Genomic DNA, 18,751 nt, shown 5'->3' with positions numbered 1-18,751 from the left:
CTGTTGATGACCCAGTCATGCCCTATCCGTGCGACAACGGCAACCGCAGGAAAAGCGACAGCCCGCCGGGCGCAGGCAAAGGCGGCGCGCCTTCATGGCGGATCGCATCTGCGCGGGCGCGATTGAGGATGGCAGCGGGCACATCGGCATCGTGGAATATATGGTCAGCCTCGCCCAACAACCGCGCGGTGAGCAACGTGAGGTCGTCGGGATTTGCAGAAAGAAGCGCAATTTCGATTAGCCGGTCGCCGTTCGGTTCTTCGGCACGTTCAAGCCAGTTGGCGACAGTATCTGGCGTGTGCCTGCCAAAGGGGTCCAAATGCCCACCCGCGGCAAAGCCCTGATCCAGTGCCCGGCGGCGTTCGGCCCCCTCGGGCCAGCGTTCGCGAATGCGCGCGCGTGCGGCAGATATGGCGGTGGCAAGCGGCCCCAATGTTTCGGGCAACAATGTCTCAATCCGCTGGCGAATGGCCTTTGCCATCCCTGCCGACGCGCCGCCTGTGCCCACCGCAACCAGAACCGGCGTCCGGTCGACAATGGCTGGCGTGGTGAAGTCGCAGATTTCAGGACGGTCGACGACATTGACGAGCAACCCGCGCGCCTTCAAATCGTTGGCCGAGGACCGCGCTTCATCTTCGTCAGCGATTGCCACAAAAGCGATGCGTGCGTCGTGATTTCCGGCGTCCACACAGATCCCGCCAGCGCGTTCAATCAGCCGCCTTTTGGCATCCGCCATTTCACCATCGCCGACCAAAATGACATTTCGGCCTTTCAGGTTCACGAAGATGGGCAACTGATCCAAGATTAGTTCCTATTTCAGCCAGTCGGGGACATGTTCGGCGGCCAGTATGGTTTCCGGCGAAATGCGTTCGGCGACGACTGCGAACTTATCACCATCGACCAGCACTTCGGGGACGAGGCCTCGGCTGTTATACGTACTCGCCATCGTCGCGCCATATGCGCCTGCGGTGCGGAATATCGCCAAGTCGTTCGCCTGAACCGGGTCGATTTCGCGACCCATGGCAAATGTGTCACCCGTTTCGCATACTGGCCCGACGATATTCGCCAGCATCTTCTGCCCGTTCGGCGCGACGGCTTCAAAATCATGCCAGGCGTCGTACAAGGCAGGGCGTGCCAGATCATTCATCGCGGCATCGACAATCACAAAGGGCGCGTTTCCTGATCCCGGTTTGACGCGGATCACGCGCGTCAGCAATATGCCCGCATTGCCCGCAATCACGCGGCCCGGTTCGAACATCAACCGCACGCCCCAATCCTTGGTGACGCGCGCGACCATATCGCCATATTCGGCTGGCTCTGGCGGATTGTCATCGGCGCGATAGCGCACACCCAAGCCGCCGCCCAAGTCCACATGGGTAATGATATGTCCTTGGTCGCGTAACGCCTGCACCAAAACACCAACCTTATTGAATGCCGTTTCAAGCGGCTCAAGGCTGGTCAACTGGCTACCGATATGCAGGGCGACGCCGCGCATGTGCAGGTTCGGCAGCGCACTTAACCGCGCGTAGATTTCCGGTGCGCGGTCAATGCCCACGCCGAATTTATTGTCCGCCTTGCCGGTCGATATCTTGCCATGGGTGCCAGCATCGACATCGGGATTGATCCGCAACACGGCATAAGCCGTAAGACCAAGCGAGCCTGCAAGCATCGCCAATTCAGCGCCTTCTTCTTCGGATTCGATGTTAAACTGACCAATGCCAGCCTTCAGTGCGCGCAATATTTCTTCCGCCGTTTTGCCGACACCCGAAAAGACGATGTCCTGTGCGGCCATGCCCGCGGCAAGCGCGCGGTCCATCTCGCCACCCGACACAACGTCTGCGCCATAGCCTTGCTTTGCCAGCACTTTCAGCACCGCAAGATTGGGGTTCGACTTGACCGCAAAGGCCAGATGCGGGTTATCAAGCCCGGACAAGGCATTGCGGAACACCTGCGCATGGCGTTCAAGCGTTGCCCGCGAATAGACATAGACAGGGGTGCCAACGGCCGCGGCAATATCAGGCAAAGCCACGTCTTCGGCGTGCAAGACGCCATTGATGAGATCAAAATGGTTCATGAGGGTTTACTTATTTCGGGGCGCTTGTGGCGGGCTGTGGCGACTTTTCGGGGTTCAACGGTTTGGGCTCTTCACCTGGCGGTATGTCAAAAGGGTCGTCTTCACGCCGTTCGGAGCGTTTGAGCACTTCGTCGGTTCGGCCTGGACGCGCTTGCACCGAAGGCGTGGTTAAAACCTGCGCTGTTTGCTCGATGCTTTGGCCGTAGGCCTTGGGCGGCAGACTGTTGCCTGCGCGCGGCTCAAGATCGCCGACCTTGCCGCAAGCCGATGCAGCTAAGGTGGCACCAATGATGAACAAAGCGCGTTTCAACTTCATGCCTCAAGCTCCTTTTTCGCCGTAGCGATTGCTTCCCGTACGCGCTGCGGCGCCGTACCGCCAAAGCTTGTCCGGCTTGCCACTGACCCATGAACCGAAAGGTCAGGGAGGGTACAGCCCGCGAGGGTCGGGTTGATGGCCGCAAGGTCGTCTGGCGTGATCCCGGAAAGCCCGATCCCGCGCGCTTCGCACATCTTCACGACACTTCCCGTAACATGATGCGCCTCGCGAAAGGGCATGGCAAACGTGCGGACAAGCCAATCTGCCAGATCGGTCGCGGTCGAAAATCCGGTGGCGGCGACCTCTCGCATGCGTGGTGCGTTGAAAGTCACATTGGCCACCATGCCCGTCATGGCCGCAATCGACAAAGTCAGCAGGTCATAGGCTTCAAAGACGGGCGGTTTGTCGTCCTGCATGTCTTTTGAATATGCCAGCGGAAGCCCTTTCATGGTGATCATCAGGCTGTTCATGCAGCCAATGATGCGTCCGCTATGGCCGCGCACCAGCTCGGCGGCATCGGGATTTCGCTTTTGCGGCATGATTGAACTGCCAGTGGACCATGCATCGGGCAGATTGATGAAACCATAAGGCTGCGAAGCCCAGATGATCATCTCTTCAGCGAGTCGCGACAGATGCAAAGCGGTCTGCGCCGCTGCCGTCAGAAATTCGAGCGCGAAATCGCGGTCTGACACGGCATCAAGGCTGTTGGCCATCGGTCCGTCGAAACCAAGCGCAGATGCGGTTGCCGCACGGTCGATTGGAAAGCCTGTGCCAGCCAATGCAGCCGCTCCTAATGGCGACTGGTTAAGGCGCCTTCGGCAGTCGGCAAAGCGGCTGCGGTCGCGCTTCGCCATTTCATAATAAGCAAGCAAATGATGGCCGAGCGTGACGGGCTGTGCGACCTGCAAATGGGTGAACCCTGGCATGATGCTGTCGGCATGTTCGTCCGCGCGCGCAACAAGCGCAGTCTGAAAAGCGCGGAGGCCCGCGTCGATTTCATGCGTGGCCCTGCGCACCCAAAGACGAAAATCGGTCGCGACCTGATCATTGCGTGACCGGGCAGTATGCAGACGGGCAGCGGGCTCGCCAATCAATGCGCGCAGCCGCGTTTCGGTGACCATGTGAATGTCTTCAAGCGCGATGTCTTCGGGGACCCCATTGGCTTCATATTCGGCGGTGATGGAATCAAGGCCATTTTGAATTGCGACATTGTCAGCGTGTGAAATAATGTCTGCTGCGGCCAACATGTCAGCATGGGCTTTGCTCCCAGCAATATCTTCCTGCCAAAGTCGCTTGTCGAATGGGATGGAGGCATTTATCGCGCGCATGATATCGCCAGGGCCTTCGGCAAACCGTCCGCCCCACATGCTATTGGAATTCGACATGCGTTCTGTAATTGCCCTAATCCTTCTGGTCTTGGCCGGATGCGATAAAGAAAGCCAACCCAAGGGGCAAGCGCAACCCGCATCAACCGCAAAGTCGGGGGCCAGTCAAACAAGCGACATCAACCTTGAAAGCCCTAATGGGATGCGCGCAACGCTCAGCTACAAATTTGCAGGGCAAAAGGCACCGACAGCTGTTTTTGCAGATGCCGACGGTCAGGACGTTCGTCTGGCCGATTTTGCAGGAAAGCCTTTATTGTTGAATGTCTGGGCGACGTGGTGTGCGCCTTGCAAAGCCGAAATGCCGACGCTTGATGCGCTGGCCAAGCTTGAAAAGGACCGGATGAACGTCATTGTGGTGTCGCAAGACCTTGAAGGTCGGGCCCCTGTGCTTGCCTTTTTCGAAGAGACAGGTGTCAAAAATCTTGAACCTTTTACCGACGCCGACAATGCAATTTTGGCGGCATTCAATAATGCCATCGCACTGCCTACGACGATTTTATATAACAAAGACGGGCAGGAGGTCTGGCGAATCGCAGGTGGTGTCGAATGGGATGACGCCGAGTTAGCCAAGTTGCTGCGCAAGGCAGACTAGACGATCCATTACATCAGAATACGGCGCACTTTGAGTTTTTCGGATTTTCGAATCGGCAGTGATTCGGTCAATGGACGCACCACGACATGACGATGTTTTGGATCAACGCAGTTAGCCGATTCCGCTGGCTCTGTTTCACGTGCCATGGCGATATCGGGAAACGCGGCGCCGCCCAAGGCGAATAGGCCAAAGCTTAAAGTGACGAAACTTCCCCGCATGCCGCCAACCTGCCTTCCAAAGCCTGTCTCTACGATGAACGAAGCGCCCTTCAAACCTATTTTTTGCCCAGTTGTAAAATCACGGTCAAAAATGGTGGGCGCTAACGGGCTCGAACCGCTGACCCTCTCGGTGTAAACGAGATGCTCTACCAACTGAGCTAAGCGCCCCTCTCGGGAAGCGCGCCTTTGCCAAAGCCTTTTGCGTTTGGCAAGTGTTATCAGATAATCGGGGCAGAGCGGGCGGCCGCAGCGACAAAATAACCGTCCAGCTTTGCCGACGTCTCTGGCGAAAGTTCAATAAACACGCGGCGGGCATCGGCTGGGTCCTGACGTCGCATAAGCATGCCGCTGTCGGTCATGGCGGTAATCCAACGCAACGCCGTAGTGGGTGGCACGGCAGCGGCAATGCACAGGCTTGATACCGACACTTGCTGTCCTTCCTGCGCGGCTGCCTTTAAATCGAGCAGGATATCCCATGCGGGGTCCGCAAATAAGTCGGGCGGGAAAAATCTGTCGCGCAACCGGCGTAGCTTGATGAGTTCGCGCAAATTCAAGGGCCCAGCGCGCGCGCTGGTCTTTGGCGTGCTTAAGGGAAAGCCTTGAAAGCCCTCCATCGGCGCAGGGCGAAATGAAACCGGGCTGTCCGAGACCTTATCCTCGCGGTCGGGTTCGGCCATGCGCGCCAGCGTGCGAGCAAATTCGGCAAGCTCGTCGCTGATCCGGTGAAGCGATCCAAATTCCACATCACGGTCTTTGTCATGCAGTCGGTCCATGCTGCCCCGTCCATATGCTCCCGCCAAAATAGGCACTGCTGCGACGTCATCCGCATTGACCAGAAAATGGCATTGGCCGTGCGGAAGTGCCGCGTAAACTTCTTCGAGCGACTCCATCGTGGACCAGATTAATGCAGTGCTTCTATATCTTTGGAGATAGTGGGTAATGCGCGATAGGGTATCAGTGAGTCTCTCCGTTTCGGAGCAAAGATCCACCAGCAGATAGTCGGCATGCCGTTCATCATCCATCATGATCGCCGTGCAACCACTTAGTGTTGCGAGTTTGGTGAGCTGGGTATCCCGCTGCGTCGACCCGCCCGCGACCATGGCAAATCGTTCATTTCGGGATGCGACGGGCGAAATAAGGTAATCTGCCATATTGAACCTAGCAACTGTCTGATTATGTTATGCTTTCATAAGACCAGCAAATGACCTGCCAGTCCACCGGCAAAATTACGGTCCATATTGGAGGAAACAGTTTCGCCAGTCGGACTGTTTGCATAAGCCATCCGACGCGCTAACCCCATGTTCATGGATAACCGGCCAAGGTTCTGTACGACACAGAGGAGCAGATTTAGGTGAGAAGTCATAAAGTCATGTTGAGCGCAGCGGCGCTTTTATTATCAGGAGTTGCGATGACTGCGGTTGCACAAGCGAAAGAAATGAAATCCGGCCAATTGGCAAGCGAGCCAGCGATGCTGCAGGAATGGACTGGGCCCTATGATGGTGTTCCGCCCTGGGATAAGGTCGAAGTGAAGCAGTTTCCATCTGCATTTCAGGCCGCAATGCATGCGTCCGAGGCCGAGTTTGAAGCGATGCTAGAAAAGCCCGAGGCCATCACCTTTGAAAACACCATCACGGCAAACGAGCTTTCGGGCGAGAAAATTGGTCGGCTGTTTTCGATTTGGGGTGTGCATTCGTCCAACCTGTCGAGCCCCGAAGTGCGCAAGATTCAGGCGGAATGGGAGCCAAAAATCAGCGCGTTTTTCTCCGAACAGTCTTTGGATGCCCGGTATTTCCAGCGGGTGAAATATCTTTACGACCAACGCATGACTCTTGCCCTCGATGCCAAGCAAATGCGTCTGTTGGAGCGGACCTATGATGGCCTGGTGCGCAATGGAGCGCTGCTTGACGCGGCCAAGAAAGCACAGGTCATCGCCATCGAGACCGATCTGTCCAAGAAATTTTCAGCGTTCTCGGAAAAAGTCCTCGCGGATGAGGAAACCTATATTCTGTTTAGTCAGGAAACCGATCTGGCTGGATTGCCCGAAAGCTATGTCGCGTCGCTCCAAGCTGCGGCAAAAGCGAAAGGCAAAAGCGGATGGGCGGTCGTCAACACCCGCTCTGCTGTGCAGCCATTCCTTGAAAACTCCACGCGGCGCGACCTGCGCGAAAAGGTCTGGCAGGCGTTTACCCAACGCGGCGACAATAAAAACGTTAATGACACCAATGCGACCATCGCTGAGATCCTGAAATTGCGTCAGCAGCGCGCCGAAATACTGGGTTTCCCGACCCATGCCCATTACCGAATGGCCGACACCATGGCGAAGGACCCTGACAAGGCGATGGACCTGATGATGAAGGTCTGGCCAGCAGCGGTTGCGCGCGTCAAAGAAGAAGTTGCGGACATGCAGGCCATTGCCAACGCGGACAAGACCACCATCGAGCCGTGGGACTATCGTTTCTACGCCGAAAAGGTGCGCAAGGCGAAATATGACCTCGATCAAGAGGCGATCAAGCCCTATTTCCAACTGGATAATATGGTCGCCGCAATGTTCGATGCAGCTGGCAAGCTTTATGGCATGAGCTTTACGGAAAACACCGGCACGGTTCCTGTGTTCGAGCCAAAGGTGCGGACGTTTGAAGTCAAGCGCGATGGGCAGGTCATTGGTCTGTTCTATCTCGACAACTTCGCCCGTGCCGGCAAGCGTTCCGGCGCTTGGATGACCACCTATCGCAGCCAGCACAAGCTGGGCGGCAAGAATGACATCGTGCTCGCATCGAACAATAACAATTTCGTGCCCGGAGCCGACGGCGTGCCAACGTTGATCAGCATCGATGACGCCACGACATTATTCCATGAATTCGGTCATGCCATTCATTATCTCAACTATGACATTACCTGGCCCGGCCTTGGCGGAACGCCGCGCGATTTTGTGGAATATCCAAGCCAAGTAAACGAAAACTGGCTGCTGACGCCCTATATCCTCAACACCTACGCCAAGCATTATAAAACCGGCGAACCAATTCCCGCCGCTCTGGTGCAGAAAATCGAGGCGAGCGATACCTTTAACCAAGGCTTCTCCACGGTCGAATATTTGTCGAGTGCGATTCTCGATATGAAGCTGCACAACCGAAGCACACCCGTCGCCGACCCTGCTGCCTTCGAACGCGAAACCCTCGCGGAAATTGGCATGCCTAAGGAAATGGTGATGCGGCACCGCTTGCCGCAGTTCAATCACCTGTTTTCAAGCGATAGCTACTCGGCAGGCTATTATAGCTATCTATGGTCCGAAACGATGGATGCAGACACGTGGGCGGCGTTTACCGAAACTGGCGATGTGTGGGACAAGACCACCGCCGAGCGTTTCCGTTCGATGTTGCTGGCGACAGGCAATGAAACCGACCGGCTCGAAGCCTATCGCGCCTTCCGTGGCCGTGACCCGGACGTGAAATATATCATGAAAAAGCGCGGATTTCCGACGGGGGAATAAAGCGACCGCTAAATCAATTCAGGGGCTGTGCAGGCGACAATCTGCGCAGCCCCTTTTTTATTGACCTTCCCTAAAAACGATATAAATATGATATCATAATTTCAGGGGAAATCGTGATGACTGACGAATCGAGTAATACACTGACCGCAAGTCGCGAAATTGCCGCCAGCAGCTTCAACGGCTATCTTATGCTTTTTATCATGCTCGCGAGCATGGCCGGGTTCGCTTGGGCATTGTTAGACGCGATCGGCGGTGGTTCTGCCGGAAACGTCATCGGTATAGGTTTCACGACCGCGTTATTCCTCTTTGTGTCTATCGGATTTTATATGCTTCAGCCAAACCAAGGCACGGCTTTGACCCTGTTCGGAGCCTATAAGGGCACAGACCGCAACGAGGGCCTGCGCTGGACGTGGCCATGGATGGGCAAGTCAAAGATATCGCTGCGCGCCAACAACCTCATTTCGGAAAAGATCAAGGTCAACGACCTGCGCGGCAACCCGATTGAAATGGCAGCTCAAGTCGTATGGCGCGTCACCGATACCGCGCAGGCGTTGTTCGATATCGACGATTATAAGGCATTTGTGCTTGCACAAATCGAGGCCGCGGTTCGTACCATCGGCGCGCGCTACCCTTATGATGATTTCACGCATCAGGAAGTCACCTTGCGCGGCAATCATGATCAGGTCGGCGGCGAATTGCGCCTCGAGTTGATGGAACGCTTGCGTGTCGCTGGTATCACTGTCGACGAATGCGGCTTTACCCATTTGGCCTATGCGCAGGAAATCGCTGGGGCCATGTTGCGCCGTCAGCAAGCCGAGGCCGTTGTTGCCGCGCGCAAGACCTTAGTCGAGGGCGCGGTCGGCATGGTTGAAATGGCGCTTGAAATGTTGTCTGCCAAAAATGTCGTCGAACTGGACGACGAGCGCCGCGCCGCGATGGTGTCAAACCTCATGGTCGTCCTGTGCGGTGAACGCGATACCCAGCCGGTCGTGAATACTGGTTCGCTTTACTAGACGACCGCTATGTCGCTGCCTTCCAAAAAAGCTTTCCCGCTCCGTCTCGATCCGGCATTATTCGCCTGCATCGAACGGTGCGCGGCTGCCGATTTCCGAAGCGCTAATGCCCAAATCGAAGTTTTGTTACGCGAGGCATTGGCAAAGCGCGGAGTGAAGGTGGCGGTGACTGACAAGCCAAGGCGCGGGCGACCACCAAAGGAGAGCTGAGATGTCAGAAAGAGAAAAGCCATTTGTGTATTATAGGTCGGGATCAGGCGTTAATATAGTACCGCGCAACGCTGCGGGCTGGCTGGCATTTAGCGTTTGGATAGTTGCCCTGCTCTGCGCGTCAGGCGTCTTCGTTTGGGCGAGCGTAGTTGCTGATGAAGCTGGATGGGACGACCGCAAAATCCTGCTATTTTTGTTGCTGCCATTTCTAGTTGTTACCCTCGTGTGGGGGCTCGCTATGTTTCGTTATATGAAGGCACGCAGTGAGATTATCGACGTAGATAATCTGTTGCAAATCAAGCGTGATATTGAACGCGCCGCTAAGCAGAAGCGGCGTTGAAGACGGAAGAGTTTAATATGTTGCACCGGTTTTTGGAAAAAGGGCCTTGGTTTCGCGCGAAACGCTTCGGCTATGGTGCAGGATTGCCCTTCAAATGGCAGGGTTGGGCGGTTTTGGCAGTGTATGTTCTGGCCATGGTTGGCTTGCGCCTGTTCGCAGACGGCAATAGCGCAATGCCCAAGATTGCAACTGTCGCGCTCATGCTCATTATCACCGCAATTTTCGTCGTCATCGTGCGCAACCGCACTGAGGGCGGCTGGAAATGGCGCGGCGATTTCGGCGCTTAGGTTAAAGCCTCGTCCAGCAATCGCGCCAGCCGAATACCACCGCGTTCGACTTGCTGGCGCAACGCAGCGCGTGATGCGGCAACATCCGCCTCGTCAATGATGACTGGCATCGTCGGTTTGGCACCGCATGGGTCGCCGTCCAATGCACGCGGATAAGCGACGTTCTTTGATATCGCCCAATTCTCCTCGCTCCAGCTTTGCGCATTGCCTTGTTCGACAGCCGCTTTCTCCGCCGGAGAAAAGGCACGGACGATAGAAGGCGCAGCGGAAATTGCGCGGTCTGCCAAAAGCCCGTCCCACACCGAATGCAGATTATATCCAGGCATTATGCCATAAGTGGTTTTCAGGTCGTTGCCGCCGCGGTCTGACCGGTCACCAGCGTGCAATGGCTGATGAATGTCGCCGACAAAATGCACAAGAAACGCCAACGCTTCCAAGCGGACATGCGCGGGCAGGGCCTTGTTCGCCAACAATGCAAAGTTGCGGTCAATTTGTGCCGAAACGCAATTGCCATCGGCGCAAGCGCTTTTCAGATCGAACGGCTTGCAGATGTCGACATTCTGGTAATGCCAGCTGTTGGTATAGCCCCAGCGCACGCGATCGCGCTTGATGCAGTCTGCCCACACGCTGACATCGCCGATATTCTGCATCGGGCATGTTGGCGTGCCCAAATTGGGCGCGGCACGGAGCAATCGTTGCATATGCGCACGCGCCATGGGTGACATGTTGGCTTGGGCAATTTGAGCCACGGTTTCGTGACCATATTCCCAATAGGCTTGCGCTGGCAAAACCGGGGCAAGGCATAAGACGAATGCGAGGAGAAAGCGATTCATGAACGCCGCCATAGGTGGCTTTCATGGCAAAATATATCGTCGTGTTAGCCGCATGTAAAATAACGGCGAGCGCAGGTGTGCGCCCGCCGCTATGGCTCATTTGAAATTCAATTGGCGGAGCATGAATGACCCCATGAGTGTCCGGTACTTCGCACGGTCACCTGAAGCCGCATCCATCTGAGCATCGCTTTGCTTCATAAAATCGCGATAGGCTGCGTTACGCTTTTCCTCTTCTGCCGCATCGGGCAGGCTGGTAAAACTCGTGACGAGATAAAGGTCCGGTTCACCCGGGCGGGGGTGGACATTGGCCAAAACCTGATAGCCGGTAATCCAGCCTTTGGATTTGGCAAATTCCTGATTCTTTTTCCACGTGGTTGCAAGAAAAGTGGCATATTCATAACCACCGCCGTCGCTGACATCGATCATGCCAACCTCTTCATAATCACCTGACGTCATTGGGTAATTTTGCGCCATTGCGGGCGCAGAAAGGGCAACCACAAATGGCACGGCCAACATGGCCGCCAGCATCGTTTTCTTCATGACTTTTTCCTCCGTTGGTTCCCGGCTTGGCCTAATGGCCATCCGTCTAACCCTGCCGCTCATTATGGCGACCCTCAAGCTGAGGCGAACAGGTAACGGGAAGGTGCGCCTGAATAGAAACAGAGTCAAAATATAAATAAATAACAGATAGTTATATGACTTTCGCCATATGGCTTTGGTACCAGACCAAATCACTCATCGCCATAAATGGCGATATATTGATCGCCTCCATGGGTGGCTCTCCCACGATACATTCCGGGGGTGTTGAAGCTGAATATCGCGCTACCGTCAGGCGCTGCAACTATCACGCCGCCCGTGCCGCCCAATTCCCCCAACTCGGCAATGACGTGGTTGGCGGCGGCCTCCGCATTCTCGTCCAACATGCGGATTCGCGCGCAGATTTCGTGCGCCACCCCGATGCGAATGAAATACTCGCCCGCGCCGGTTGCAGATACAGCGGCCGCGCGGTTGTCGGCGTAGTTGCCAGCGCCGATGATAGGCGAATCGCCAATCCGGCCCCATCGTTTGCCCGTGAGGCCGCCTGTCGACGTCGCCGCCGCGACATTGCCGTCGCCATCCACTGCAACCGCGCCAACGGTGCCATATTTCATATCGATATCGAAATAATCGAGCTTATTGGCCTTCAGCTCTTCCAACTGGCGCCAGCGTTCGGGCGTTGCGAAATAGCCAGGATGGACTTGTTCAATTCCCTGTTCGCGACTGAATGCGTCGGCACCTTCGCGTGACAACATGACATGCGGGCTATGTTCCATCACCGCCCGGGCGAGCAGAACCGGATTGCGTGTATGGCGCACGCCGGTGACCGCGCCGGCGCGCCGCATTGCACCCTCCATAATTGATGCGTCGAGCTCGATGATGCCGTCAAAGGTAAACACCGCGCCATGCCCGGCGTTGAAATGGGCATCATCCTCAAGCTTTATGACAGCAGCGGACACCGCGTCCATTGCACTTCCGCTATTGGCAAGAACCTCCGAGCCTGCATTCAAAGCATGGCCTAACCCGGCGCGCGCCCCTGCATCCTGCTCGGGCGATAGCTTGCCACGCACCATGCTACCTGCGCCACCGTGGACGAGCAGCGTCCATTTGGGTTCGACCATGTCTGTGTCCTTCAATGACCCGGCGCGCATCATTGCACGACGGAAGAAGCGTTGCCGATAATATCAAACGCAACCAGATGACATGGCGAAAATGCTTATCCCTCAAAGATACTCAAAAGCGCATCGCGACGCTGACTCCAGCGCTTTTGCTGTCACCCCAAGGCAGAACCAACGCTTGTCGTTCGCTGCGCTTGTTGGTGATCAGAAACCCTGATGCGGTGCCAATGCCAGCGCCGACGACAACATCATACCAATAATGCTTGTCGGCCTGAACACGGGCCAATCCAACAAAGCTCGCCGCGATCATGGCGGGCAGACCAATATCTGCGCCTTGACGATTGTACAATGTTGCGGCGGCGGCAAATGCCGTGCTGGTATGACCCGACGGGAAGCTTCTTCGGTCGCTGCCATCGGGGCGCAGTTCGGGGAATGTGTATTTTAGGCCCGTGGTGACCAAGGCAGACGCGCCAAGTGATCCTGCTGCCTGAAAAGCGCCTTGTTTGTCGCCTTGCACAACGGGCAGACCAATCGCAGCAATGCTGAGTGCAGCAACGCCAACATCGCTTGCCGTGGCCCATGCCTTTTCGTTTTTCGCCTGCGCCTGCATTGGCGCTGACACCAGAAATACAGCGCACGAGGCCCGAATAATATGATTTTTCATAAATTGTCCTTTTGAAGACTCAAGTCGTCCCGATGGGTGCCTTAGGCGCGTGTGGACCAACCGCCCATACCACATAAAGGTTATGTCCATGCAGGCGGACACGATGATGATTGCGGGAAAATGCCAAGCCGCCTATATCGCGAAAATGTCTTCTATTCGTCCATGGCGCGATATTGCGCGCCGTCCGTCCCGCCAGATCATGGTTGGTAATGTCCCTGTCGGCGGCAATGCGCCGATTTCGGTGCAAACGATGACGAACACGCTGACCAGCGATGCTGCCGCAACCATTGACCAGATCCGCCGCTGCGAAGATGCAGGCGTCGATATCATTCGGGTGTCCTGCCCCGATGTGGAGAGCACTGCCGCGCTGAAACAGATTGTCCGCGCCGCCAATGTGCCCATCGTTGCGGATATCCATTTCCATTACAAACGCGCGCTTGAGGCAGCAGACGCAGGCGCAGCCTGTCTGCGGATCAACCCCGGCAATATTGGCTCGTCCGAGCGCGTAAAAGAAGTCGTCAACGCCGCCAAGGCAAATGGATGTGCGATCCGCATCGGTGTAAATGCCGGAAGTCTCGAAAAAGACCTGCTGGAAAAATACGGCGAGCCTTGCCCCGAGGCGCTGATTGAAAGCGCACTGGACCATATCAAGCTGCTGCAGGACCATGATTTCCATGAATTCAAGGTTGCGGTAAAGGCATCAGACGTATTCCTCGCGGTTGCCGCCTATATGGGGTTGGCCGACGCGGTCGACTGCCCGTTGCATCTTGGCATTACCGAGGCTGGCGGGCTTATTGGCGGAACAGTCAAATCGTCGATTGGCATGGGCAACCTGCTGTGGGCTGGCATCGGCGACACCATCCGCGTCAGCCTGTCTGCTGAGCCTGAAGAAGAAGTGCGCGTCGGCTATGAAATCCTTAAAGCCTTGGGCCTGCGCACCCGCGGTGTGCGCGTTGTAAGCTGCCCAAGCTGCGCGCGGCAGGGGTTCGATGTCATCCGCACTGTGCAAAAGCTTGAGGAAGCACTTGGCCATATCAAGACGCCGATGTCGCTTTCGGTCCTTGGCTGCGTCGTCAACGGACCGGGCGAAGCCCGCGAAACCGACATTGGCATCACTGGTGGCGGCAATGGCAAGCACATGGTCTATCTGTCGGGCGTCACCGATCACCATGTCGAAAATGACGATATGGTAAGCCACATCGTGCGCTTGGTTGAAGCCAAAGCTGCCGAGATCGACGCAGGCTCAAGTGTCAGCATGGACACCCTGCACGGGAAAGCGGCTTGAGCCTCACGATTCGGTTCGCAACCGCAGCCGACATTTCACTTATCGGCCAGTTTATCCGCGACCTGGCGGAATATGAAAAGCTGGCGCATGCGGTGCGTTTCGATGAGGCCGTGATGGCGCAAAAGCTGTTTGGCACGCGGCCTTTTGCCGAGGTGCTGATTGGCGAGATTGATGGCGAGCCGCAGGGCTTCGCCTTGTTCTTTCACAACTTCTCCACTTTTGAGGGGCGCCCGGGCATCTATCTCGAAGATTTGTTCGTCCGTCCCGACGCGCGCGGGTCGGGGCTTGGCAAGGCGTTGCTTGGCAAACTTGCGGCGCTTGCGGTGGAGCGCGATTGTGCCCGTCTCGAATGGTCGGTTCTGGACTGGAACACGCCAGCGATTGATTTTTACAAGGCATTGGGCGCAACACCCATGGATGAATGGACAATTTTCCGCGTCGATGGCATGGCGCTGTCCAGTCTTGCGGCCAAAAATATCTGAAGATGGCTGAACTTCACCCGCGTCCGTTTGTCCCGTTCATGGTTGCCGCGGCTGGCATCGGTACTTTCTCCTTAATGGATGCAGCGATGAAGGACCTCGCTTTATCGCTTGGTGCCTATAACGCCGTTATGTGGCGTAACAGCCTCGGGGCTTTGTTCATGGGGCTGTTGTTTGTTGGCACGCGGCAGAAATGGCCGCCCGCACATATCTTGAAGATCCATCTCTGGCGCAGCATAATCGTGTCCGTCATGGCGGTCAGCTTCTTCTGGTCGCTGACCAAATTACCCTTGGCAGAAGCGATTGGCCTCAGTTTTATCGCGCCTGTCATCGCACTCTATCTTGCTGCTGTGATGTTGGACGAAACGATAGGCCGTGAGGCCATCTGGGCATCGATGGCGGGGCTTGGCGGCGTGGTCATCATCATGGCTGGCCGGTTGAGCGGTCATTACACCAGCGGGCATCTGTGGGGCGCAGCGGCAGTTCTGTTTTCAGCGGTGGTATTTGCGTATAATTTGATCCTGGCGCGGAAACAGGCGCAAGTGGCTGGCCCAATCGAAATCGCTTTTTTCCAGAATTTGTTCGTCGCCGCAACACTGAGCCTTGTTGCGCCCTGGTTTTTGAAGCCAATTGGGGTGACGGATGCGCCCATGATCGGGGGCGCCGCGGCCTTGGCAATTATTTCGTTGCTGTTGCTCAGCTGGGCCTATGCGCGGGCGGAGGCGCAGATATTGATCCCGGTTGAGTATACCGCCTTTGTCTGGGCCGCGTTTTTCGGCTGGCTGTTCTTTGCTGAGCCAGTGACGTTGCCAGTGCTTGCGGGTACGGCCTTGATTGTCTGCGGAAGCCTGATTGCCGCGCGCGCCAAGCCCGAGCCTGTAAGTCAGGTGGAGATTGCGACGGTTTAGGTTGCAGGTCGCTAACTCGATACCGTCACCCTGAATCAGCCATCGTCATCCTGAACTTGTTTCAGGATAACGAACCGCCGCTTATTATCCTGAAACAAGTTCAGGATGACGAACGGATAAGGGGCAGGGGCGGTTTCAGCAAAGCTTGTGCCTATCCTACTTACGCCGCCAGTGCCGAATAGATCATCGTCTTGATTTCGCGCCGCACGGGGTAGGTGCTGGACGGCATCAGCTGAGTCATGAAAATCATGATGATGTCCTCGACCGGATCGACGAAAAAGGCCGTCGAATACATGCCGCCCCAATAGAAATCACCGGTTGAACACGGCGTAAGCGTCGCTGCGCTGTCGATGGTGGTGGCAAAGCCAAGGCCGAAGCCAATGCCAGCCATCTCGGCTTCGCTGAACAATGATTTGGACATTTGTGTAAGGTCTTGTCCGCCCGGAATATGGTTCGCGGTCATCAGTTCAATTGTCTTGGGGCTCAGGATCTGAACGCCATCCAGCGCGCCGCCGTTCAGCAGCATCCGGCAAAATCGGTGGTAGTCCGCGACACTTGACGCAAGACCGCCACCGCCCGAATTAAATGACCAGCCCTTCGTCCAGGCGCTCTCAGCGCCAGCCTTGTCAAAAAGCTTCATCTTATTTGCAGGATCAAAGGCGAAGCCTTCGGGGATGCGCGGGGCTTTGTCGGCTGGCACAGTGAAGAATGTGTCGGTCATGCCCAATGGCGCGAAGATATGCGTCTGGAAATAATCAGGCAAAGACTGGCCGCTGATCCGTTCCACCAATATCCCGACGATGTCGGTGGCCACTGAATAATTCCACTGCGTGCCGGGGTCGAACTCCAACGGGATTTGCGCCAGCGTATCGATGAAGCTTTGCGACGTGCTTTTGCTCCAGCTTTCGACATCGGTCTTGCGGTAGGCCGCGTCGATATTGCCGCGTTCCTGAAAGCTGTAGGTGAAACCCGCGGTGTGGCGCATAAGGTCGACGACGCGCATCGGCGTTGTCGGTGGTCGTGAGACAAAGGGTACATTGCCACCTCCAGCGACAAAAACGCCAAGCTGTGCAAATTCAGGAATATATTTCGCAACCGGATCGGTGAGTGCGACCTTGCCCTGCTCAACCAATTGCATGAACGCGACCGAAGTGATTGGCTTGGTCATGGATGCAATGCGGAAGATTGCATCTTCGGCGACGCCTGAATTCCACTGCAAGGCAATATCGTCACCGCGCCCGATGAGGAGCGAGGCAAACGGCAACTTGCCATTATCGATATAGTTCGCCTGAATAAACGCCGGGATCCGGGCGAGCCGGTCGGAAATAAAACCTAGTTCTTCGGCGCTCATACTGCGGTTTGTCCTGTCAATTGCCGGGTTACGGGGTGCGAGCTTGATAGCCCGCCGTCGACGGCGATGGCCTGGCCGTTGACATAAGAGGATTGATCGCTTGCAAGGAACAACGCGACATTGGCAAGCTCATCTGGCTGGGCACCACGGCGCAGCGGATTGAGCCGTCCAATTTTCTCGGTCACGCCCTTTTCGCGGGCATAATCAAATGTCGGCTTGGTCATGCCGGTTTCGGTCAGGCCCGGGCAAATCGCGTTGCAGCGCACGTTCGTGCCCGACAATTGCTGCGCGCTGACTTGCGCCAGATTGATAACGCCAGCTTTGGACGCCGAATAAGGCGGGCCGCCCGCGCCCGAACGAATGCCAGCGACGCTCGCGGTCAGGATGATGGAACCGCCATTGCCTGCGTCGGCCATGACCTTGCCCGCATGTTTGACCATCAACCATGGACCAATAAGGTTGACGCGCAGGACGCTGGTGAAGTTTTCCACCGTATTGTCGAATATGCCTTCCATCCCGCCGGAGATCCCGGCGTTGGCAAAGGCAATGTCGAGATGGCCGTGCAGCGCGAGCGCCTTTGCGACAGTCGCGGCGACATCGGCTTCATCGCCCGCATCCATTTGAATGGCTGTTGCGGCATCGCCGATTAATGCGGCGGTTTCATGGACTGAGGCCGCCATGTCGCCCAAGACGACCTTTGCCCCTTCGGCCGCAAAGCGGATGGCCGAAGCGCGGCCAATGCCTGAACCAGCGCCCGTAATAATGGCAACTTTGCCCACTAAAGCTCCGGTCATACGACGACGCCTCCATCAACCACTATTGTCTGCCCCGTCATGAACGTTGAAGCGTCAGAGCCGAGAAACACCGCAGCCCCGGCAATTTCGCGTGGTTCGCCAATACGGCCCAATGCCGCGCCTGATGTCGATGCCTTCAGATTTTCCGGGTTCTCCCACAACGCCTTGGCAAAATCGGTTTTTACAAGGCCCGGCGCGATGGAATTTATCCGCACATTATGCGGTCCATATTCGCGCGCCAGATTCTTGGTCATCTGGATATCCGCTGCTTTGGTGATGGCATAAGCGCCCAGTATCGGTGATCCTCGCAAACCACCGATGGACGAGACAATGATGATCGAACCTGATTTACGGGCAATCATTTCAGGCGCGACCATCTGGATCAACCAATGTTGCGACACGATATTGTGGTCGAGCGTCTTGCGCAATTGTTCGTCAGTGATTGTCGCCATTGGCCCGTAATGCGGGTTGGAAGCCGCGTTGCACACCAGCACATCGACCTGGCCGAATGCCTTGCGCGTTTCATCGACAAGGTTTTGCAAACTGTCTTTGGATGACAGGCTGGAGGCGACTGCAATGGCCGATCCGGGATGCTTTGCATTGATTCCGGCGGCAACCTTTTCACAATCCTCGATATTCCGGCTGGAGATCGCAACTTTTGCGCCTTGCCCCGCCATTTCCTCAGCAATCGCCTGCCCGATGCCACGCGACGAACCTGTGATGATGGCAACCTTGCCGGTCATATCGAATAAAGACATTTTTTCTCTCCAGTTTCCTCCCCGCTTGCGGGGAGGGGGACCATCCGAAGGATGGGGGAGGGGGTTCTCCACTCTAAGGTAATGCTGTCGGAGAACCCCCTC

General features: G+C 56.3%; 22 protein-coding genes and 1 tRNA gene. 9 read left to right on the top strand and 14 right to left on the bottom strand.

All coding sequences use genetic code 11. The annotated features are described in order from the left end of the window. Positions 1–22: 22 nt before the first annotated feature. From ACLL9E_RS09960 to argH, 4 genes are read right to left on the bottom strand one after another with little or no spacing between them, the layout of a single operon-like run. On the bottom strand, positions 23–802 hold the full coding sequence (locus ACLL9E_RS09960; RefSeq protein WP_411291580.1) for an NAD(P)-dependent oxidoreductase: 780 nt from the start codon (positions 800–802) through the stop codon (positions 23–25). A gap of 9 nt (positions 803–811) precedes the next feature. Further along, a complete protein-coding gene (gene lysA / locus ACLL9E_RS09955; protein WP_411291579.1) occupies positions 812–2,074 on the bottom strand; it encodes a diaminopimelate decarboxylase in 1,263 nt (420 codons plus the stop codon). A gap of 10 nt (positions 2,075–2,084) precedes the next feature. Then, the gene (locus ACLL9E_RS09950) at positions 2,085–2,390 is read right to left on the bottom strand and encodes a hypothetical protein (RefSeq protein WP_411291578.1); all 306 of its coding nucleotides are present in this window, start codon (positions 2,388–2,390) and stop codon (positions 2,085–2,087) included. Next, complete coding sequence (gene argH / locus ACLL9E_RS09945) at positions 2,387–3,757, bottom strand: argininosuccinate lyase (RefSeq protein WP_411291595.1); 1,371 nt, start codon at positions 3,755–3,757, stop codon at positions 2,387–2,389. The genes ACLL9E_RS09950 and argH overlap by 4 nt, the downstream gene beginning before the upstream one ends. Positions 3,758–3,773: 16 nt before the next feature. Between argH and ACLL9E_RS09940 the strand changes: the two genes are divergently transcribed. Continuing rightward, complete coding sequence (locus ACLL9E_RS09940) at positions 3,774–4,367, top strand: TlpA family protein disulfide reductase (protein WP_411291577.1); 594 nt, start codon at positions 3,774–3,776, stop codon at positions 4,365–4,367. A gap of 8 nt (positions 4,368–4,375) precedes the next feature. Here ACLL9E_RS09940 and ACLL9E_RS09935 read toward each other — a convergent pair whose 3' ends face one another. From ACLL9E_RS09935 to ACLL9E_RS09925, 3 genes are all read right to left on the bottom strand, one after another. Next, complete coding sequence (locus ACLL9E_RS09935; RefSeq protein WP_411291576.1) at positions 4,376–4,585, bottom strand: hypothetical protein; 210 nt, start codon at positions 4,583–4,585, stop codon at positions 4,376–4,378. Positions 4,586–4,677: 92 nt separating this feature from the next. Beyond that, a tRNA-Val gene (locus tag ACLL9E_RS09930) sits at positions 4,678–4,753 on the bottom strand. Between the two features lie 50 nt (positions 4,754–4,803). Next, positions 4,804–5,736 carry a hypothetical protein gene (locus ACLL9E_RS09925; RefSeq protein WP_411291575.1) on the bottom strand — a complete coding sequence of 311 codons (933 nt, stop codon included), beginning with the start codon at positions 5,734–5,736 and terminating at the stop codon, positions 4,804–4,806. 257 nt (positions 5,737–5,993) lie between these two features. Between ACLL9E_RS09925 and ACLL9E_RS09920 the strand changes: the two genes are divergently transcribed. The 5 genes from ACLL9E_RS09920 (at position 5,994) to ACLL9E_RS09900 (ending at position 9,922) form a co-directional block, all read left to right on the top strand. Further along, positions 5,994–8,072: a M3 family metallopeptidase gene (locus ACLL9E_RS09920; RefSeq protein WP_411291574.1), complete on the top strand. Its 2,079-nt coding sequence runs from the start codon at positions 5,994–5,996 to the stop codon at positions 8,070–8,072. A 116-nt stretch (positions 8,073–8,188) separates the two neighbouring features. Continuing rightward, positions 8,189–9,085: an SPFH domain-containing protein gene (locus ACLL9E_RS09915; RefSeq protein ID WP_411291573.1), complete on the top strand. Its 897-nt coding sequence runs from the start codon at positions 8,189–8,191 to the stop codon at positions 9,083–9,085. A gap of 9 nt (positions 9,086–9,094) precedes the next feature. After that, positions 9,095–9,295 (top strand): toxin-antitoxin system HicB family antitoxin, encoded by a 201-nt coding sequence (locus tag ACLL9E_RS09910; protein ID WP_411291572.1) that lies wholly within the window; start codon positions 9,095–9,097, stop codon positions 9,293–9,295. A 1-nt stretch (position 9,296) separates the two neighbouring features. After that, complete coding sequence (locus ACLL9E_RS09905; RefSeq protein ID WP_411291571.1) at positions 9,297–9,635, top strand: hypothetical protein; 339 nt, start codon at positions 9,297–9,299, stop codon at positions 9,633–9,635. Positions 9,636–9,652: 17 nt separating this feature from the next. Then, positions 9,653–9,922, top strand: a complete 270-nt coding sequence (locus ACLL9E_RS09900; protein WP_411291570.1) for a hypothetical protein — start codon at positions 9,653–9,655, stop codon at positions 9,920–9,922. On the opposite strand, the gene ACLL9E_RS09895 is transcribed toward ACLL9E_RS09900, so the two are convergent. The 4 genes from ACLL9E_RS09895 to ACLL9E_RS09880 form a co-directional block, all read right to left on the bottom strand. After that, positions 9,919–10,755, bottom strand: coding sequence for a S1/P1 nuclease (locus ACLL9E_RS09895; protein ID WP_411291569.1), 837 nt, complete (start codon positions 10,753–10,755; stop codon positions 9,919–9,921). The genes ACLL9E_RS09900 and ACLL9E_RS09895 overlap by 4 nt on opposite strands. Before the next feature lie 96 nt (positions 10,756–10,851). Continuing rightward, positions 10,852–11,295: a hypothetical protein gene (locus tag ACLL9E_RS09890; protein ID WP_411291568.1), complete on the bottom strand. Its 444-nt coding sequence runs from the start codon at positions 11,293–11,295 to the stop codon at positions 10,852–10,854. A 191-nt stretch (positions 11,296–11,486) separates the two neighbouring features. Beyond that, a complete protein-coding gene (locus ACLL9E_RS09885; RefSeq protein ID WP_411291567.1) occupies positions 11,487–12,413 on the bottom strand; it encodes an isoaspartyl peptidase/L-asparaginase family protein in 927 nt (308 codons plus the stop codon). A 112-nt stretch (positions 12,414–12,525) separates the two neighbouring features. Further along, entirely contained in the window at positions 12,526–13,074 is a 549-nt protein-coding gene (locus ACLL9E_RS09880; RefSeq protein ID WP_411291566.1) for a phosphatase PAP2 family protein, read from the bottom strand. A 145-nt stretch (positions 13,075–13,219) separates the two neighbouring features. On the opposite strand from ACLL9E_RS09880, the gene ispG reads away from it, so the two are divergent. From ispG to ACLL9E_RS09865, 3 genes are read left to right on the top strand one after another with little or no spacing between them, the layout of a single operon-like run. After that, positions 13,220–14,359: a flavodoxin-dependent (E)-4-hydroxy-3-methylbut-2-enyl-diphosphate synthase gene (ispG, locus tag ACLL9E_RS09875; RefSeq protein WP_411291594.1), complete on the top strand. Its 1,140-nt coding sequence runs from the start codon at positions 13,220–13,222 to the stop codon at positions 14,357–14,359. Further along, positions 14,356–14,841, top strand: a complete 486-nt coding sequence (locus ACLL9E_RS09870; protein ID WP_411291565.1) for a GNAT family N-acetyltransferase — start codon at positions 14,356–14,358, stop codon at positions 14,839–14,841. Before ispG ends, ACLL9E_RS09870 begins: the two co-directional genes overlap by 4 nt. Positions 14,842–14,843: 2 nt before the next feature. Continuing rightward, complete coding sequence (locus tag ACLL9E_RS09865) at positions 14,844–15,746, top strand: DMT family transporter (protein ID WP_411291564.1); 903 nt, start codon at positions 14,844–14,846, stop codon at positions 15,744–15,746. A gap of 160 nt (positions 15,747–15,906) precedes the next feature. Here ACLL9E_RS09865 and ACLL9E_RS09860 read toward each other — a convergent pair whose 3' ends face one another. From ACLL9E_RS09860 to ACLL9E_RS09850, 3 genes are read right to left on the bottom strand one after another with little or no spacing between them, the layout of a single operon-like run. Further along, positions 15,907–17,097 carry a serine hydrolase domain-containing protein gene (locus ACLL9E_RS09860; RefSeq protein ID WP_411291563.1) on the bottom strand — a complete coding sequence of 397 codons (1,191 nt, stop codon included), beginning with the start codon at positions 17,095–17,097 and terminating at the stop codon, positions 15,907–15,909. Then, positions 17,094–17,891, bottom strand: a complete 798-nt coding sequence (locus ACLL9E_RS09855) for an SDR family NAD(P)-dependent oxidoreductase (RefSeq protein ID WP_411291562.1) — start codon at positions 17,889–17,891, stop codon at positions 17,094–17,096. The genes ACLL9E_RS09860 and ACLL9E_RS09855 overlap by 4 nt, the downstream gene beginning before the upstream one ends. Next, the gene (locus ACLL9E_RS09850; RefSeq protein WP_411291561.1) at positions 17,888–18,649 is read right to left on the bottom strand and encodes an SDR family NAD(P)-dependent oxidoreductase; all 762 of its coding nucleotides are present in this window, start codon (positions 18,647–18,649) and stop codon (positions 17,888–17,890) included. Before ACLL9E_RS09850 ends, ACLL9E_RS09855 begins: the two co-directional genes overlap by 4 nt. Positions 18,650–18,751: the final 102 nt, after the last annotated feature.

Source organism: Sphingorhabdus sp. (assembly GCF_046596595.1).
Classification (GTDB): Bacteria; Pseudomonadota; Alphaproteobacteria; order Sphingomonadales; family Sphingomonadaceae; genus Sphingorhabdus_B.
Note: the sequence above shows the minus strand (reverse complement) of the source record. Positions and strands in the feature narration are given on the sequence as shown.

What these genes read in the sequence shown, in the direction of transcription:
- lysA (WP_411291579.1), bottom strand. Translation starts at nt 2,074, where the DNA reads ATGAACCATTTTGATCTCATCAATGGCGTCTTGCACGCCGAAGACGTG.
- ACLL9E_RS09950 (WP_411291578.1), bottom strand. Translation starts at nt 2,390, where the DNA reads ATGAAGTTGAAACGCGCTTTGTTCATCATTGGTGCCACCTTAGCTGCA.
- argH (WP_411291595.1), bottom strand. Translation starts at nt 3,757, where the DNA reads ATGTGGGGCGGACGGTTTGCCGAAGGCCCTGGCGATATCATGCGCGCG.
- ACLL9E_RS09940 (WP_411291577.1), top strand. Translation starts at nt 3,774, where the DNA reads ATGCGTTCTGTAATTGCCCTAATCCTTCTGGTCTTGGCCGGATGCGAT.
- ACLL9E_RS09935 (WP_411291576.1), bottom strand. Translation starts at nt 4,585, where the DNA reads ATGCGGGGAAGTTTCGTCACTTTAAGCTTTGGCCTATTCGCCTTGGGC.
- ACLL9E_RS09925 (WP_411291575.1), bottom strand. Translation starts at nt 5,736, where the DNA reads ATGGCAGATTACCTTATTTCGCCCGTCGCATCCCGAAATGAACGATTT.
- ACLL9E_RS09920 (WP_411291574.1), top strand. Translation starts at nt 5,994, where the DNA reads ATGACTGCGGTTGCACAAGCGAAAGAAATGAAATCCGGCCAATTGGCA.
- ACLL9E_RS09915 (WP_411291573.1), top strand. Translation starts at nt 8,189, where the DNA reads ATGACTGACGAATCGAGTAATACACTGACCGCAAGTCGCGAAATTGCC.
- ACLL9E_RS09910 (WP_411291572.1), top strand. Translation starts at nt 9,095, where the DNA reads ATGTCGCTGCCTTCCAAAAAAGCTTTCCCGCTCCGTCTCGATCCGGCA.
- ACLL9E_RS09905 (WP_411291571.1), top strand. Translation starts at nt 9,297, where the DNA reads ATGTCAGAAAGAGAAAAGCCATTTGTGTATTATAGGTCGGGATCAGGC.
- ACLL9E_RS09900 (WP_411291570.1), top strand. Translation starts at nt 9,653, where the DNA reads ATGTTGCACCGGTTTTTGGAAAAAGGGCCTTGGTTTCGCGCGAAACGC.
- ACLL9E_RS09895 (WP_411291569.1), bottom strand. Translation starts at nt 10,755, where the DNA reads ATGAATCGCTTTCTCCTCGCATTCGTCTTATGCCTTGCCCCGGTTTTG.
- ACLL9E_RS09890 (WP_411291568.1), bottom strand. Translation starts at nt 11,295, where the DNA reads ATGAAGAAAACGATGCTGGCGGCCATGTTGGCCGTGCCATTTGTGGTT.
- ACLL9E_RS09885 (WP_411291567.1), bottom strand. Translation starts at nt 12,413, where the DNA reads ATGGTCGAACCCAAATGGACGCTGCTCGTCCACGGTGGCGCAGGTAGC.
- ACLL9E_RS09880 (WP_411291566.1), bottom strand. Translation starts at nt 13,074, where the DNA reads ATGAAAAATCATATTATTCGGGCCTCGTGCGCTGTATTTCTGGTGTCA.
- ispG (WP_411291594.1), top strand. Translation starts at nt 13,220, where the DNA reads ATGTCTTCTATTCGTCCATGGCGCGATATTGCGCGCCGTCCGTCCCGC.
- ACLL9E_RS09865 (WP_411291564.1), top strand. Translation starts at nt 14,844, where the DNA reads ATGGCTGAACTTCACCCGCGTCCGTTTGTCCCGTTCATGGTTGCCGCG.
- ACLL9E_RS09860 (WP_411291563.1), bottom strand. Translation starts at nt 17,097, where the DNA reads ATGAGCGCCGAAGAACTAGGTTTTATTTCCGACCGGCTCGCCCGGATC.
- ACLL9E_RS09855 (WP_411291562.1), bottom strand. Translation starts at nt 17,891, where the DNA reads ATGACCGGAGCTTTAGTGGGCAAAGTTGCCATTATTACGGGCGCTGGT.
- ACLL9E_RS09850 (WP_411291561.1), bottom strand. Translation starts at nt 18,649, where the DNA reads ATGTCTTTATTCGATATGACCGGCAAGGTTGCCATCATCACAGGTTCG.